Below are 15,181 nucleotides of genomic sequence, written 5' to 3'. Positions count from 1 at the left end.
CCCCCCCCCCCCCCCCCCCCCCCCCCCCCCCCCCCCCCCCCCCCGCGAAGGTGATTGTGATGCCTGAATCAGTCGCGCTTGTTCTCGTCGTCAGTAGCCGGAGTGGTACCGAAAGACTGCGTGGGCGCGCCGTACGGCGTCGACTGATCTCCCGAACCGGACTCCTCGGACTTCGGCGGCTGCCCGTAGCCCGACGACGGCTGGCCGTACTGATACTGATTCTGCGGGTACGGCTGACCCGTGGCGGGAGTACTGGGACCGGTGTACGGCGGCGGCGAGTAACCGCCCTGGGGCGACGTGTTGGGCGCAGACTGGCTGCCGTACGGCGGCTGCCCACCCGGGCTGTACGAGTGCTGCCCCGACGCCTGCCCACTCGGAGCCTGGCCGTAGTTCGAGGGCGTTCCCGGAGCCTGCCCGTAGGACGGCGGATTGCTGTAGTTCTGCGGCTGCGACGGTCCCCCGAACGAGGTCGTCGGCGCGTTGTACGGGTTCTGCTGGCCGTAGCCGGGCTGCTGGTTCTGACCGCCGAAGCTTGCGGGCTTGGGCGTCGGAGCCTTGACGATGCCCGCGTCGAGCAGCAACGCCACCACAGCGGCTGCTGCCTGAACGAAGCCCAGGACGAGCACCAGGATGGCGCCGATTCCGAGCGAGCTGGTGGTGCTGGCGAATTCGTTGCCTTCCGCGTTCGGAAGACTGAACGACTGGAAGACCAACACCAGGAAGCCGGCGATCGCCAGGGCCGCAACCACGGCCTGGTTCCTGGCGTCCTTCTGCAGCAGCGACGCTCCCGCGATCAAGCCGGCTGCGAGCAACAGCGCCACCGACACCGCGCTACCACCGGAGGCGAAGAACGTGGTGCTGAACGAGGTCTGGATGCTGCTGGGCAATTCCTGCGCAGAGCTCACTTCGGCGGTGACGAGATCGAGCAATCCGAGCAGGAAGTTGACGATACCGAGGCCGAGCACCGCGAAGGTCAGGATCTTCGGCAGGTTCGCCAGCCCTGCACCGGGCGACTTACGTTCCGGTGCAGCCGATCCCGGCCCCGATGTTCCTGGCGCACCCGGCGCCGAGGTGCCGGACACCGGAGGTCCGAAAGGATTGGACACCGTCGGTTGATGGAATGGCTGGCCCTGTTGACCGCCTTGTTGACCGCCTTGTTGACCATGGCTCTGGGCAGGTGACGGAGGCTGATTCGGCGAGGAGGACGGGCCGTAGGACGGACCGCCTCCGCCGTAGCCACCAGAGTTGGAGCCCCCGCTTTCGGGGCTGCCGGGCGAGTAGGTCATCGCGTCTCCTCATCCTGATAGTTACGTACCCAGGGTCGGTCGGGTGCTGTCGACTCACGCTACTGCACACACCCGACCGACCACGGCACTCCAGGTCAACGAGCCGCGACCAGCTCCTCGTCCTTCGACTCGGCAGCTTCGAGCTCACGAACGAGAGGAAGAATCTTCGCGCCGAAGTACTCGATTTCTTCCTGAAAGTGCAGGAACCCGCCGAGGATGAGGTCGACGCCGCGGCGACGGTAGGCGACGATTCGCTCGGCCACCTGTTCCGGAGTGCCGATCAGCTGCGTCTTGAACCCGTCGTTGTACTGCACGAGATCCTCGAACGACGAATCTGCCCACATCCCCTTCTTGTCGCCGGTCGAGCTGCCTGCCTGCTGCACAGCGCCCTTGAAACCTTCGACGGCCGGCTTGTTGGCCTTCTCGATGATCTCGCGCAACGTGTCTCGGGCTTCCTTCTCGGTATCCCGAGCAATGATGAACCCGTTGAGGCCGAACTTCACCTCGCGCTGGTGATCGCGCGCGACGCGACGGAGATTGTCGAGCTGCTCGGTGACGCCGTCGAAGTCCTTGCCGTTGCTGAAGTACCAATCCGAGTATCGGCCGGCATTTTCTTGTGCTGCAGACGAATTGCCGCCCTGGAACAGTTCCGGGTTGGGCCGGTCCGGAGTGTTGAGAGGCTTGGGCTTGAGAGTGAAGTCGTGAATCCGGTAGAAGTCCCCGCGGAAATCGACGTCGTCCTCGGTCCAGATCTTGCGCAGCACCTGCAGGAATTCTGCACTGCGACGGTATCTTTCGTCGTGTTCGAGCCACGGCTCACCGAGGTGGGTGAACTCGTCCTTGAACCAGCCACTGACCACGTTGACGGCGAAGCGACCGTTCGAGAGGTGGTCGGCCGTCGCCCCGAGCTTGGCCAGCACGGCCGGCTGCCACAGTCCGGGATGCACTGCGGCAATGACTTTCAGTCTTTCGGTGGCCAACAGCAATGCCAACGAGAAGCTGGTGGACTCGTGCTGGAACTCCGCGCCGTAGCTGGCCTCGTATCGCACCTGGCTGAGCGCGTATTCGAAGCCGTTGTTCTCGGCGGTCTGCGCCAGCTTCTTGTTGTATTCGTAGTCCCAGCTGGTGCGCTGCTCGATGGTGCTGGTGACCAGACCTCCCGAGACATTCGGGACCCAGTACGCAAACTTGATTGCGTCGGTGATCTTTTCGGTGCTCATGTGTGCGTCGTCCTTCAATCGAGGAAGAGATGTACTTACGAGTACCAGGTGGGCTCGGGCAGCTCGCCCGTCAGCACCCAGCGCCCGACCTCACGTCGCTTGTAAGCGACCGGGTCATGCAATGTGTGTGTCCTCACGTTACGCCAAAAGCGATCGAAGCCGTATTTGCTGGCCGTCGCACGTGCTCCGAGCGCCTCGAACACCGTCGAGGTGATCTCGAGCGAGACCTCGGTTGCGCGAGCCTTGACGGCGGCCACCCGCACCTCGTGGTCACCGCGTTCCTCGGCGGTGACGTTCCACGCGTTGTCGTGGATCTTCTGCCCTTCCAGAGCCACCGCATCGGCCAGGGCTTCGACGGCCCAGAGCTTGGAGGTCAAGTCGCCGTAGATGTCGATGATGTACGGCTCGTCGACGGCCTTGTCCACGGTGCTGTGCAGCCACGCTCGGGTCTTGTCCTTGGTGTACGACGCGGCCTCCTCGAGCGCACCCCGCGCGATCCCGAGGTAGAAGTTGACGAACACCAACTGAATGGTCGGAACGTTGAGCGTGTTGTAGACGCGGGGCTGAAAAGCTTTGTCCACGAACCCCGCTGCGCTGGCCCAGTCGACCCGGACCTTGTCGATCGTGACGCTGCCACTCTCGGTCTGACGCTGGCCGATGTTGTCCCAGTCGTCATGGAAGGACAAGCCCTCGATGTTGGACGGCACGATCGCGAACACGTGGTCGGTGCTGCCTTCGAGGGCACCCTCGAGCACGGTCACATCCGAGACGCGACTGCCGGTGGAGAACGTCTTGGAGCCGTCGAACACGATGGTGTCGCCCTCGTCGGTGACGGAGACGTCGTTGTCGCGAGGGTTGACGGCACCGCCGAAGAACCACTTGTTCTTCGTGGCGTCGGCTTCCACGGCCTCGATCTGCTCGGGCGTGCCGACCAACCGGGCTGCCCAGAACCAGAGAAGGTGGTAGCCCAACAGCTGGCCGATGGAACCGTCGGCCTTGGAGACGGTGCGAATCACCTGATATGCCGTCGGCCAATCCTGACCGCCGCCCCCATGCTCGACGGGTCCGAGCAGGGTGACGAGCCCGGCATCCTTGAGCAGCTGAACCTCGGCGGACGGAAGCTCACGACCCTTGTCGCGGGCGACGGCGTCGACGGCGAGAAGCTGAGCTACTTCACCTGCGCGGGAGACCCATCCTGCGGCAGTGGTGGGAGCGTCGGGCCAGCTCTTGGCGAGTGAACGATTTTCTGTCGTAGTCATGCAGCACAGTGAAGTCTTGCTCGAAGCCTGTGACCACACTTCCGATCAGCGTGATTCCAACCCGGTCATCCGCGCAGAATTTTCTCCATTGCCTTACCTTTGGCGAGTTCGTCGATGAGCTTGTCCAGTAGCCGAATCTTCTTCATCAGCGGATCCTCGACGTTCTCGACGCGAATGCCGCAGACGACTCCGGTGATCAGCTCCGCGTTCGGGTTCAGGTTCGCCGCGGCGAAGAAGTCCTCGAACGTTGTCTCGCCCTCGAGATGTTCCTGCAGCGTCGCTTGATCGAATCCGGTGAGCCACCGGATGATCTCGTCGACCTCCGCTTCGGTGCGGCCCTTTGGCTCCACCTTCTTGATGTAGAGCCGATGGACCGTCACGAAGGCGGTGGTGAAGATGTTGTGCACGGAGATGAATCTAGTCCACCGACGCGTCCGCGAAGTAGGCCCGCACACGCGGCGTGAACAGCAGCACTGCCACCGTCAGCAGAATGACCACCTGTACCGCCTGCACCACGTGGGTCCACGGGAGATTCGGGGTGAAGATCAAGTAGGAGTAGGCGGCGACCCCGAAGATGCTCCAGCTCAGCAGGACTCGATGTTGCGACGGGGAGCGCTCGGACAGCCGCTGGACGAGATACGAGTAGCCGAAGATCAGGCTGACCACTGTGATCACCCGCAGCGAGTAGGCCCCGTAGACGATCGCCTTCGCCGAGACCGGAAGGGACCCGTTGTCCATGCCCTGTCGATGCATCTGGAAGTCTGCCAGCGACTTCGCCAGCGCCACGGAAGCGAGTGCATACAGACACGAGACAACCATGGCCGCGATCATCAACCGGCCGACCGGCCGTACGGCGGGATCCGCGTGCCACCCCTGTCGGTACAGACGGTGCAGAAATTTCGACATCAGCCCTCCCCGGAACGGTGTCGCAACGATTGTCGCACGAGGTTGTTACTTCCGCTATTGACTTTTCTTTACCGCGATATGGGCAATCAATTACTATGCAACGCAACGCTTTTCAGTAAGAATGGACGCGACATCGTCGAACGGGAGGGCAGGACATGACACGTAAGAGGTTCGAGTACTTCAAAGTCGCGCTGTTTCTGCTGTCCGCAATCGTCTTGGCCTGGGCTGCAGGAAGTTCCCAATCGCTCTACTACGCAGTCGCGGCGGCGCTGTTCGGAGCGATGACAGTGTTCGTCCTGTGGCGGGTGGACAAGTTCGAGACCGAATAGCACTGCCCGGTCCGCGTCGATGTGACATTGCCGCGCCGAGCCGTATGCAATGGTCCATTCACGCGGGCGGGGCGCACGAAAAAGCCCGCCACCGAATCGGTGGCGGGCTTTTTCATGAAACGAGTCCTACTTGACGGACAGCGATTCCAGGATTTCGCGCGCGAGAGCAGCGGTCTCGGACGGCGTCTTGCCGACCTTGACGCCTGCGGCCTCGAGTGCGTCCTTCTTCGCCTGCGCCGTTCCCAGCGAGCCGGAGACAATGGCGCCGGCGTGGCCCATGGTCTTGCCCTCGGGAGCGGTGAAGCCTGCGACGTAGCCGACGACCGGCTTGGTCACGTTGGCCTTGATGTAGTCGGCTGCACGCTCTTCGGCGTCGCCGCCGATCTCACCGATCATGACGATGATCTTGGTGTCGGGGTCCGCCTCGAACGCCTCGATGGCGTCGATGTGGGTGGTTCCGATGACCGGGTCGCCGCCGATGCCGATGGCCGTCGAGAATCCGAAGTCGCGGAGCTCGAACATCATCTGGTAGGTCAGCGTGCCACTCTTGGAGACCAGGCCGATGGGCCCGGTTCCCGAGATGTTGGCGGGCGTGATGCCGACCAATGCCTCACCGGGAGTGATGATTCCGGGGCAGTTCGGACCGATGATCCGGGTCTTCTTGCCCTTCTCCACGTTGTAGGCCCACGCGTACGCGGAGTCCTGCACGGGGATGCCCTCGGTGATGACGACGAGCAGCGGGATCTCCGCGTCGATCGCTTCGACGATGGCGTCCTTGGAGAATGCCGGCGGCACGAACGCGATGGACACGTCGGCTCCGGTCTTCTCCATGGCCTCGGCGACCGATGCGAACACCGGCAGTTCGATGTCGTTGCCCTGGGCGTCGACGTGCTTGACCGTGGTTCCGGCCTTACGTGCGTTGACGCCACCGACGACCTGGGTGCCGGCCTTGAGCATCAGGGCGGTGTGCTTGGTGCCTTCGCCGCCGGTGATGCCCTGGACGATGACCTTGTTGTCCTTGTTCAGAAAGATAGACATTGTTTCCTCTACTTCGCTGCCAGCTCGGCGGCCTTGTCGGCGCCCTCGTCCATGGTTCCGGCGAGCGTCACCAGCGGGTGCGCGGCGTCGGCGAGAATCTTGCGGCCCTCTTCGACCTTGTTGCCGTCGAGACGGACTACCAGCGGCTTGTTGGCGTCGTCGCCCAGCTTCTTCAGCGCGCCGACGATGCCGTTGGCCACTGCGTCACACGCGGTGATGCCACCGAAGACGTTGACGAACACGCTCTTGACCTGCTCGTCGCCGAGGATGACGTCGAGGCCTGCGGCCATGACCTCGGCCGAAGCGCCGCCGCCGATGTCGAGGAAGTTGGCCGGCTTGACGCCGCCGTGTGCCTCGCCTGCGTATGCAACGACGTCGAGGGTCGACATGACCAGTCCGGCACCGTTTCCGATGATGCCGACCTGTCCGTCGAGCTTGACGTAGTTGAGGTCGTTCTCCTTGGCCTTGGCCTCGAGGGGATCGGCTGCATCCTTGTCCTCGAACTCGGCGTGGCCGGCCTGGCGGAAGTCTGCATTGGCGTCGAGCGTGACCTTGCCGTCGAGGGCGAGGATCTGATCGTCGGGGGTGCGAACCAGCGGGTTGACCTCGACCAGGAGAGCGTCTTCGTTGATGAAGACCTCCCACAGCTTCTGGATGGTCACCGCAGCGGCGTCGAGCACCTCGGCGGGCAGCTTGCCCTTCTCGGCGATCTCACGAGCGAACGCGAGGTCGACGCCCTTGACTGCGTCGACGGGGATACGTGCGAGTGCGTCGGGGTTCTCCTCCGCCGTCACCTCGATCTCGACTCCACCCTCGACCGAACACATCGCGAGGTAGGTGCGGTTGGTGCGATCGAGCAGGAAGGAGATGTAGTACTCCTCGGCGATGTCGGAGGCCTCTGCAACGAGAAGCTTCTTGACGACATGGCCCTTGATGTCGAGTCCGAGAATCGCTTCTGCGTTCTCGGTGGCTGCTGCGACGTCCTTGGAGTACTTGACGCCGCCGGCCTTGCCGCGGCCGCCGACCTTGACCTGCGCCTTGACCATTACTGGCTTGCCGATTTCTTCGGCAATCTGTGTTGCTCCGGCGACCGTGTCGGTGACACGACCGGCGGAGGTGGGTACGCCATGCTTGGCGAACAATTCCTTCGCCTGGTATTCGAAGAGATCCATCAGCTCACCGTCTCGTCTACGTTGACGCCCGCTCCAGGGGTGTGAGCGGGTCTGAGCATGGACTTTATCCAGGTGCCCCGACGGCGCATCGGGCGCATGGATGGTATGTGGTCTATCTCACCGCTTAGGGCTCGATGACACCGGCGTCACCGGTCGGGGCGTCGAGCCGAAAGTGCCGCGGCGACACCGAGAACGACGATTCCCGCCACCAACGGCAGGATTGCGGGTCCCATTTCCGCGTCGTTCGCACGGGCAGAGGTCAACGGCCACGAGGCGAGATGAACGATGCCGGCGACCGCCGCTGCCGCGAGCAGAACACTCCCGCGCGCGGCCCGAGCCCGCGCAGCGACGAGAGCAGCGACCACCACGCCGACGGCGAGCAACATCTGCCCCCAGGTGTCCCAGCCCCACGGAAGTTCCGTGACGGTAGCGGCGGTGACATCACTGCCCCGGTACAGCGGCAGCGCCAGACCGACGGCGACGAGCACAGCACCGACCACCCCTGTGCCCAGGACGACGCCGTCGGTCGACGGGTCCGCCGATGTGTCGACGTCGTCGCGTTCGGCCGATCCGGCGAACAGGGCCAGCAGTCCGGTGACCACCGCGGCGACGACGCCCGCGGCAATGGCGAGCGCACCGAAGCCGGTACCGACGCCGTCGACATCCTCGGCGAGCACGACGGATTGCAACACCGACGCCGCAGCGGACACCGCAGCGAGCCAGAACAGCGATACGAACGGGCGTGCGGCAGAAGCGAACTCGGAGAAAAGCAGTGGTACCGACCCCAGCACCATCACGAAGCCGGCCACCAACACCACCCGAGTGGCCAGGATCTGCGGGGTGGCAGTTCCCGAGTCGGTCTCGAGAATCGGTAGCAACGATCCGACGACGAACAGCGCGCCGGCGAGAACTCCGACACCACCTGCCGCTGCATGCCACTTGTTCGATCCGGGACCGACCACGCCGCGGCCACCTCGGGCACCCTTCTCACGCTCCTGCGCTGCCTGCAGCGCGCGGCGGTCTCGGGCAGCGGCGACCGGTGCGAGTGCTGCGCCGCAGAGCAGCAGTCCGAGCGCGGCCACCGTTCCCAGATAGGAGCCGAGACCGGCACTCACCCGATCTCCGGTACCCAGTCCGGCGAGCAGACCGACGCCCGCGAATCCCAGCATGCCGATTCCGGCTCCGACGGACGCGCCCGACGCCACGGACGGTGACAGCGAGGCCAGCGCCGACGCGACCACCACGAGCACCGCGACGCCGACGACTCCGGATCCGACCGCGACGAACACCGGCGACTCCACGACGGCGGACACGAGCACCACCGGGTCTTCGGAGCGATACAGCGACGAGAACGCCGCGACGACCGCAAGCACACCGAAGACGCCGAGCAGCGCCCCGAGCGCAGGACCGACCCGACCCGCCGCCGCGCGCCCCACGTTCTCGGAATACACCGAATGGCCGTACCCGTCACCCAGCCCGGCGCGGTGCACAGCCGACCACCCCGCAACACCCGCCAGAACCGACGCTGCGTGACCCACGAGCACAATCTGGGCGCCGGCGGTGGCGTCGAGCATGGCAGCGCTCAGAGGACGGAAGAGCTCGAGCCGATTGGCGTCGATCGGATCCGACAGCAGCGCGACGTCCAGCAGTGCGATTCCGAGTGCCACCGCGCCGTACCCGGCCAGCAGTGCCGCGGCGAACTCGATGCGCCGCGTGGCCGCGCCCACGGCTGCGATGACGGCAACCAGGACCGGAAGAGCGACCCCGACAACGGCGGCCGACGCCACGCCGCTGCCCACCGGCGAACCGTCGGCGCTCTGCACGACGCCGATCAGCTGGGCCGCCACTCCGGCAGCCGCGGCGACCAGAGCGAAGACGAGTGCAACTGCGAAGCGAGAGGTGGGAGATGGATCGTCCGCTCGTTCGCTCGGCGCATCCAGCGGCTCGATTCGTGTCGGTTCCGCGCGCTCGGAACCGCGAGCGGACGAATCGTCGAAGGTGGGAGTCGGCATTCGGGTCACGGTATCGGCTCGACGGGCGCGAGAACCGTTACTGTCGCGTCATGCCGCCCGGGTGTCCGATTGCGGATGTGGCTCGTCACCACATAAGCACTGGTGATCCTGTGAGCCATCTCACATATCCTCCCAGTTTGGGCTGTTAACTTGCGCGCCCCGCAATCGTTTCGTTACCGTCTGCGAGGTCATTCAGTAACAGCCAGGTCACGGATATCGGAGGTCGAAGGTCTTGCAGCAACACCGTGCGTCCTTCACTTCCAGCCGGTTCTCCCGACCTGACGTTGAAGAAGCGACCACGGTCTACAGCTACGAGCCTGCCGACGCCGACAGCGCATACGACGCGTACTCCTACCCCGCGTACCAGTACGCCGAGGCCGAGTTCGTCGACACCGCCTACGTCGCAGCCGACGAAGCACCGACCGTCGTCACGACCTTCGCGACCACCGCAGACGCCACCCCCGTGGCTCGTCGCGGTGGAGCCCACCGAATCCCACTTCCTCCCAGCGCCCTCAAGGGTCGCGCTGCAGTCCTGGCTGTGGCCGCCGGTGCCGTCGTAGCTGCAGGCCAGGCCGTCATCAACGACGACTCGCCCGCCGCAGTCGCCACCTCCGAGTACGCACTCGCCGCAGGTGAGGCACCCGCCGCCGCAGCGGTCGCAGCCACCACCGCCCCGCAAGCCACCGCACTCGACACGGACTCGTCGAGCACGGCTCCGTCACAGGCACCGCAGATCCTCAGCGTCGCAGCACCGGCCGATCTCAGTCAGTTCAACGACCTACTCGCCAAGGGTCAGCGCTTCAGCGACGAGCGTGCCGCACGTGAAGCGGCAGCACGCCGGCCGTTGTTCGCTCTCCCCGCACAGGGCACTTACACCTCCAACTTCGGCACTCGCTGGGGCGTTCTCCACGCCGGTGTCGACGTCGCCAATGCCATCGGAACTCCGATCTACGCGGTAGCTGACGGCAAGGTCATCGACTCCGGTCCGGCCGCAGGCTTCGGCATGTGGGTACGACTGCAGCACGCCGACGGCACCATCACCGTCTACGGCCACATCGACAGCTCCACCGTCACCGTGGGCCAGGACGTCATGGCCGGCGATCAAATCGCACGCATGGGCAACCGGGGCTTCTCCACCGGCCCGCACCTGCACTTCGAGGTCCACCTCCCGGGCGAGGTCAAGATCGACCCACTGCCCTGGCTCGCTTCCCGAGGAATCTCCCTCGGACCCGAGATGGACTGACTCTCTCTCACTGCACAACAAGCCGGACCCCGCTCTCGCAGGGCCCGGCTTTTTCGTTCCCGGCCTCTTACAGCTTCGTCATCGGAACTCCACCGATGAGCATCATCTTGACGCGACCGGCCGAACCGAAGTCGATCAGCACCATCGCCTTGACTCCGGCACCGGTCGACTCCAGCACCGTGCCCAGCCCGTACTTGTCGTGACTGACTCGATCCCCTACGGCAAGAACGAGATTGGAGTTGCGGCCCTTGGCGGCACCGAAACTGGGCGACGAGCCCTGGCCACGGGACGAGCCCGATGAACCGAAACCGCCTGAGCCTCCGTATCCGCCGCCCGAACCGTAGCTGTTCGAGCCGTAACTGTTCGAGCCGTAGCTGCCGGACCGTCCACCTCCGATCGCGCGACCGCCCCCGGTGCCGGGGTCCTCGCGTCGCCAATCGATCAGATGTTGCGGAACCTCCTGCAGGAAGCGCGATTCCGGGTTCGCAATGGGCTGGCCCCACGCCGAGCGCATGATCGCGCGGGTGAGGTAGAGCCGCTGCCGTGCGCGCGTGATACCCACGTACGCCAGGCGTCGTTCCTCAGACAGCTCGTTGGGGTCTCCCAGTGCTCGCATGTGTGGGAACTGGCCGTCTTCCCACCCGGTGACGAACACGACCGGGAACTCCAGTCCCTTGGCGGTGTGCAGGGTCATCAGAGTCACGACTCCGGTGCCCGAGTCGGGAATCTGATCGGTATCGGCAACCAGAGAAACCCGTTCGAGGAATGCAGCGAGTGATCCCGGTTCGGCCAATCCGTCGACGCCTCCGTCGTCCTCGCTTCGGTCGTCGCCTGTCTCGAGCGCCTCCTCGGCCACTGCAGCTTGGTTGCGTGCCTCGGAGGTGAACTCCCGTGCCACGCTGACGAGTTCGTTCAAGTTGTCCAGGCGGGCACCGTCCTGTGGGTCGCTGCTGGCCTCGAGCTCGGCTCGGTAACCGGTGCGGTCCAGAACTGCTTCGACCACGTCCCCGATATCGGCGATGTCGTTACCGTCGCCGTCCGTCGCGGTGAGTACTGCTCGCAGTTCGTCGAGCAATTCCATGAACTGCGCGATCAGTTTCTGTTGCCGGGAGTTGAGCAACGCCACCTTGCCCGCGGCCGCGTCGTGCAGCGCTCGCGAGAAGCTGATGTCTCGCTGCTCGGCATGCACGGCCACGCAGGCCTCGGCACGGTCACCGATACCGCGCCGCGGAGTATTGAGGATCCGTCGCATGCTGACCGTGTCGTCCTCGTTGGACAGCACCCGCAGGTACGCCACCAGGTCGCGGACTTCCTTGCGCTCGTAAAAGCGGACGCCGCCGACGACCTTGTAGGGCAGACCGAGTCGGATGAAGATCTCTTCGAGCGCACGCGAGGAGTTGTTGGTGCGATAGAAGACAGCCACCTCGTCGAACCGCACATCTCCGCCGTCGACGAGTCGGTCGATCTCCGAGGCCACGAACGACGCTTCGTCGTGCTCGTTGTCTGCGACGTAGCCGACGATCAGCTCGCCCTCGCCGGTATCGGTCCACAACTTCTTCTCGCGTCGGCCGACGTTGCGCGAGATGACCGCGTTGGCGGCCGACAGGATGTTCTGCGTCGATCGGTAGTTCTGCTCGAGCAGAATGGTGCGAGCGTCGGGGTAGTCGCGCTCGAATTCCTCGATGTTTCGAATGGTCGCGCCGCGGAAGGCGTAGATGGACTGATCGGCGTCGCCCACCACGCACAGTTCACCCGGAGCGACGGTTCCCTCGAGCGCGCCGTCTGCATCGGGGGTGCCCACGAGTTCGCGAACCAACATGTACTGGGCGTGGTTGGTGTCCTGATACTCGTCGACCAGTACGTGCCGGAACCGTCGTCGGTAGTACTGAGCCACCTGAGGAAAGGCCTGCAGGATTCCCACGGTCTCACCGATGAGGTCGTCGAAGTCCATGGCATTGGCCGCACGCAGACGCTGCTGGTAGATGCCGTATACCTTCGCGACGAGCCGCGGCAGCTCGGCAGGATCGCCGTCGGCGTCCTCGGCGGCCTTGTCCGGGCCGATCAACTCGTTCTTGAGGTTGGAGATGGCCGTGGACAGCAGTCGCGCGGAGAACTTCTTGGTGTCGATCTGCAGATCCTTGGAGATCATCGTCAGCAATCGACGTGAGTCGTCGGCGTCGTAGATCGAGAAGTTCGAGTTCAGACCCGGCAGCAGTGCGGCCTGCGCCCGCAGAATCCGCACACAGCTCGAGTGGAACGTCGACACCCACATCGCGTTGGCTCGCGGTCCCACCAAGCCGGCAACGCGCTCGCGCATCTCGGCGGCGGCCTTGTTGGTGAACGTGATGGCCAGAACCTGACCGGGCGACACACCTCGTTCGGCGAGCAGATACGCGATACGACGGGTCAGCACCGCGGTCTTGCCCGACCCGGCTCCGGCCACGATGAGCAGCGGCGATCCGGTGTGCACGACGGCCTCACGCTGCTGAGGATTGAGCCCCTCCAGCAGCGCATCGGACGCAGCGTTCTTACGGGACGCGAGGCCTTGGAGGAATGTGTTCATCGTCAGGTCAGGTTACCGGCGCGTACCGACAAACCCATATCGCGTGGTCCCGGCCCAGGCCCGACGACTTTTCAGGACGATCGGCCCGTGGCACACTGGATCGGTGATCGAAAAAACCGTACGTCGTAGCCTGCGTCGGGTCTGCCGCTCCTCGGCCACACGCGCAGGAGCCTGTCGATAGAGTCGACGCCCCCTGGTTCCAGGCGGGGGCTGGAAAGGTCCGGGCAGAAATTCGAGCGGGAACCGAGCCGCCGAGCGACGCAGTTCCGAATACGAGAGGCGTAACGGTGACGGACGACGCAACGATCCAAGATGTGACCCGAGGAGAGACGATGGCCATGACGACGAAGACCGATTCAGAGATTGCAGTGCCTTCGAGCGAGGCCGAAATCAACGATTTGCGCCAAGAAATCGACCGTTTGGACGCCGAGATCCTGACGGCCATCAAGCGTCGTTCCGAGGTCTCGCAGATCATCGGACGCACCCGGATGGCCTCGGGCGGTCCGCGTCTGGTGCACAGCCGCGAGATGAAGGTCCTGGAGCGTTTCAGCAGCCTCGGTCAGGAAGGCCACACGCTGGCCATGCTCCTGCTCCGCCTCGGTCGCGGTCGCCTCGGCCACTGATCGCCCCCCGGTTGGGCGCGCAACGCGCACGCCCAACCGACGTTCTACTTCAATGCGATGTACTTGGTTTCGAGGTACTCCTCGATTCCTTCGGATCCGCCCTCGCGGCCGAATCCCGATTCCTTGACTCCACCGAACGGCGCTGCCGCGTCCGAGATCACTCCGCGGTTGACGCCCACCATGCCGCTGTCGATGGCGTCGGCCACCCGTAGCGCGCGGTCCAGGCTTTCTGTGTAGATGTACGACGCCAGGCCGTACTCGGTGGCGTTGGCCGCGTCGATACCTTCCTGCTCGGTGTCGAAGCCGACGATCGGTGCCACCGGGCCGAACACCTCCTCCTTCAGGATCCGGGCGTTCGCCGGTACGTCGGTCAGCACGGTCGCCGGGTAGAAGTAGCCGTCGCCGCCCGGTGCGCTACCGCCGAGCGCGACGGTCGCACCCTGCTGGACTGCGTCGTCGACGAGCTCCTGGACCGTGTCGAGCTGGTCCGCGTTGATCAGCGGTCCGAGCTTGGTATCGGGATCGACGCCGGGTCCGAGCTTCATCTCGGACATCCTTGCCACCAACTTGGTGGTGAACTCCTCGCGCACGCTGTTGTGCACGTGCAGCCGGTTCGCCGCAGTGCAGGCCTCTCCGCCGTTGCGCATCTTCGCCAGCATCGCGCCGTCCACCGCGTCGTCGATGTTCGCGTCGTCGAACACGACGAACGGGGCATTGCCACCGAGTTCCATGGACGTCCGCAGCAACCTCGTCGCGGACTTCTCGACGAGCGATTTGCCGACTCCCGTCGAGCCGGTGAAGGTGAGCTTGCGCAACCGTGGGTCTTCGAGCAGGGGCCCGGTGACGTCGCCGGACTTCGATGTCGTGAGCACCGAGAGCACACCCTCAGGCAGACCCACCTCGTCGAAGATCTGGGCCAGCAACAGCATGGTCAGCGGGGTCTCCCGGGCCGGCTTGACCACGATGGTGCAGCCGGCGGCCAGAGCGGGCCCGATCTTTCGGGTGCCCATCGCCAACGGGAAGTTCCACGGGGTGATCGCCAGTACCGGGCCGACGGGAGCCTTGGTCACCAGAATGCGACCGTTGCCCGCCGGGGCCGGGGTGTAGCGACCGCCGATGCGCACCGCTTCCTCGGCAAACCACCGGAAGAACTCGGCACCGTATTTGACCTCGGCCTTGGACTCGGCCAGGGCCTTGCCCATCTCCAGAGTCATGAGCAGCGCGATGTCGTCGGCGCGCTCGGTGACCTTCTCGAACGCCGCCCGCAGGATCTCGCTGCGCTCACGAGCAGGTGTTGCCGCCCAACTCTTCTGCGCCGCAGCGGCCGCGTCGAGGGCCTTCATCGCGTCGGCCGGGGACGCGTCGGCGACCTCGGTCAGCGGCTTACCCGTAGCGGGATCGTTCACCGCGAACGTCTTGCCTCCCTCCGCGTCGACGGCCTTGCCGCCGATCCACAGTTTTGCCGGAATCGATTCGATCAATGCACGTTGGTCCATACGTCCATGATGCCTCCGCAACCCCTGACGCAAA

The 15,181-nt window shown here is 64.8% G+C and carries 13 protein-coding genes; 3 read left to right on the top strand and 10 right to left on the bottom strand.

What is annotated here, in order from left to right; genetic code table 11:
* Window positions 1-68: 68 nt before the first annotated feature.
* The 5 genes from ACFI9K_RS16285 to ACFI9K_RS16265 all read right to left on the bottom strand — a co-directional run bounded on the left by ACFI9K_RS16285 (window position 69) and on the right by ACFI9K_RS16265 (window position 4,671).
* A complete protein-coding gene (locus tag ACFI9K_RS16285; protein ID WP_462664458.1) occupies window positions 69-1,286 on the bottom strand; it encodes a DUF5336 domain-containing protein in 1,218 nt (405 codons plus the stop codon).
* A 95-nt stretch (window positions 1,287-1,381) separates the two neighbouring features.
* On the bottom strand, window positions 1,382-2,506 hold the full coding sequence (sfnG, locus tag ACFI9K_RS16280) for a dimethylsulfone monooxygenase SfnG (protein ID WP_462664457.1): 1,125 nt from the start codon (window positions 2,504-2,506) through the stop codon (window positions 1,382-1,384).
* Between the two features lie 35 nt (window positions 2,507-2,541).
* Window positions 2,542-3,765: an acyl-CoA dehydrogenase family protein gene (locus ACFI9K_RS16275; protein ID WP_462664456.1), complete on the bottom strand. Its 1,224-nt coding sequence runs from the start codon at window positions 3,763-3,765 to the stop codon at window positions 2,542-2,544.
* Between the two features lie 65 nt (window positions 3,766-3,830).
* Window positions 3,831-4,172 (bottom strand): DUF2200 domain-containing protein, encoded by a 342-nt coding sequence (locus tag ACFI9K_RS16270; RefSeq protein ID WP_462664455.1) that lies wholly within the window; start codon window positions 4,170-4,172, stop codon window positions 3,831-3,833.
* A gap of 10 nt (window positions 4,173-4,182) precedes the next feature.
* The gene (locus ACFI9K_RS16265) at window positions 4,183-4,671 is read right to left on the bottom strand and encodes a hypothetical protein (protein WP_462664454.1); all 489 of its coding nucleotides are present in this window, start codon (window positions 4,669-4,671) and stop codon (window positions 4,183-4,185) included.
* A 155-nt stretch (window positions 4,672-4,826) separates the two neighbouring features.
* Here ACFI9K_RS16265 and ACFI9K_RS16260 point away from each other — a divergent pair, with 155 nt between their 5' ends.
* Window positions 4,827-5,000 carry a hypothetical protein gene (locus tag ACFI9K_RS16260; protein WP_462664453.1) on the top strand — a complete coding sequence of 58 codons (174 nt, stop codon included), beginning with the start codon at window positions 4,827-4,829 and terminating at the stop codon, window positions 4,998-5,000.
* 126 nt (window positions 5,001-5,126) lie between these two features.
* On the opposite strand, the gene sucD is transcribed toward ACFI9K_RS16260, so the two are convergent.
* The 3 genes from sucD to ACFI9K_RS16245 all read right to left on the bottom strand — a co-directional run bounded on the left by sucD (window position 5,127) and on the right by ACFI9K_RS16245 (window position 9,222).
* A complete protein-coding gene (gene sucD, locus ACFI9K_RS16255; protein ID WP_057479197.1) occupies window positions 5,127-6,038 on the bottom strand; it encodes a succinate--CoA ligase subunit alpha in 912 nt (303 codons plus the stop codon).
* An 8-nt stretch (window positions 6,039-6,046) separates the two neighbouring features.
* Window positions 6,047-7,210 carry an ADP-forming succinate--CoA ligase subunit beta gene (gene sucC, locus ACFI9K_RS16250; RefSeq protein ID WP_032377331.1) on the bottom strand — a complete coding sequence of 388 codons (1,164 nt, stop codon included), beginning with the start codon at window positions 7,208-7,210 and terminating at the stop codon, window positions 6,047-6,049.
* Between the two features lie 146 nt (window positions 7,211-7,356).
* A complete protein-coding gene (locus ACFI9K_RS16245; RefSeq protein ID WP_462664452.1) occupies window positions 7,357-9,222 on the bottom strand; it encodes a hypothetical protein in 1,866 nt (621 codons plus the stop codon).
* A 232-nt stretch (window positions 9,223-9,454) separates the two neighbouring features.
* On the opposite strand from ACFI9K_RS16245, the gene ACFI9K_RS16240 reads away from it, so the two are divergent.
* Complete coding sequence (locus ACFI9K_RS16240) at window positions 9,455-10,465, top strand: M23 family metallopeptidase (RefSeq protein ID WP_462664451.1); 1,011 nt, start codon at window positions 9,455-9,457, stop codon at window positions 10,463-10,465.
* A 67-nt stretch (window positions 10,466-10,532) separates the two neighbouring features.
* Here ACFI9K_RS16240 and ACFI9K_RS16235 read toward each other — a convergent pair whose 3' ends face one another.
* Window positions 10,533-13,028 (bottom strand): UvrD-helicase domain-containing protein, encoded by a 2,496-nt coding sequence (locus ACFI9K_RS16235; RefSeq protein ID WP_462664450.1) that lies wholly within the window; start codon window positions 13,026-13,028, stop codon window positions 10,533-10,535.
* Between the two features lie 332 nt (window positions 13,029-13,360).
* On the opposite strand from ACFI9K_RS16235, the gene ACFI9K_RS16230 reads away from it, so the two are divergent.
* A complete protein-coding gene (locus tag ACFI9K_RS16230) occupies window positions 13,361-13,651 on the top strand; it encodes a chorismate mutase (RefSeq protein WP_462664449.1) in 291 nt (96 codons plus the stop codon).
* Between the two features lie 44 nt (window positions 13,652-13,695).
* Here ACFI9K_RS16230 and ACFI9K_RS16225 read toward each other — a convergent pair whose 3' ends face one another.
* Window positions 13,696-15,147 carry an NAD-dependent succinate-semialdehyde dehydrogenase gene (locus ACFI9K_RS16225; RefSeq protein ID WP_462664448.1) on the bottom strand — a complete coding sequence of 484 codons (1,452 nt, stop codon included), beginning with the start codon at window positions 15,145-15,147 and terminating at the stop codon, window positions 13,696-13,698.
* Window positions 15,148-15,181: the final 34 nt, after the last annotated feature.

This window comes from Rhodococcus sp. PSi06, from assembly GCF_054960675.1.
The sequence above is the reverse complement of the archived record's forward strand: the minus strand, read 5'-3'. Positions and strand labels throughout refer to the sequence as shown.

Excerpts from the sequence above, each read along its gene's own strand:
- ACFI9K_RS16285 (WP_462664458.1), bottom strand. The coding sequence starts at position 1,286 with ATGACCTACTCGCCCGGCAGCCCCGAAAGCGGGGGCTCCAACTCTGGT.
- sfnG (WP_462664457.1), bottom strand. The coding sequence starts at position 2,506 with ATGAGCACCGAAAAGATCACCGACGCAATCAAGTTTGCGTACTGGGTC.
- ACFI9K_RS16275 (WP_462664456.1), bottom strand. The coding sequence starts at position 3,765 with ATGACTACGACAGAAAATCGTTCACTCGCCAAGAGCTGGCCCGACGCT.
- ACFI9K_RS16265 (WP_462664454.1), bottom strand. The coding sequence starts at position 4,671 with ATGTCGAAATTTCTGCACCGTCTGTACCGACAGGGGTGGCACGCGGAT.
- ACFI9K_RS16260 (WP_462664453.1), top strand. The coding sequence starts at position 4,827 with ATGACACGTAAGAGGTTCGAGTACTTCAAAGTCGCGCTGTTTCTGCTG.
- sucD (WP_057479197.1), bottom strand. The coding sequence starts at position 6,038 with ATGTCTATCTTTCTGAACAAGGACAACAAGGTCATCGTCCAGGGCATC.
- sucC (WP_032377331.1), bottom strand. The coding sequence starts at position 7,210 with ATGGATCTCTTCGAATACCAGGCGAAGGAATTGTTCGCCAAGCATGGC.
- ACFI9K_RS16245 (WP_462664452.1), bottom strand. The coding sequence starts at position 9,222 with ATGCCGACTCCCACCTTCGACGATTCGTCCGCTCGCGGTTCCGAGCGC.
- ACFI9K_RS16235 (WP_462664450.1), bottom strand. The coding sequence starts at position 13,028 with ATGAACACATTCCTCCAAGGCCTCGCGTCCCGTAAGAACGCTGCGTCC.
- ACFI9K_RS16230 (WP_462664449.1), top strand. The coding sequence starts at position 13,361 with ATGGCCATGACGACGAAGACCGATTCAGAGATTGCAGTGCCTTCGAGC.
- ACFI9K_RS16225 (WP_462664448.1), bottom strand. The coding sequence starts at position 15,147 with ATGGACCAACGTGCATTGATCGAATCGATTCCGGCAAAACTGTGGATC.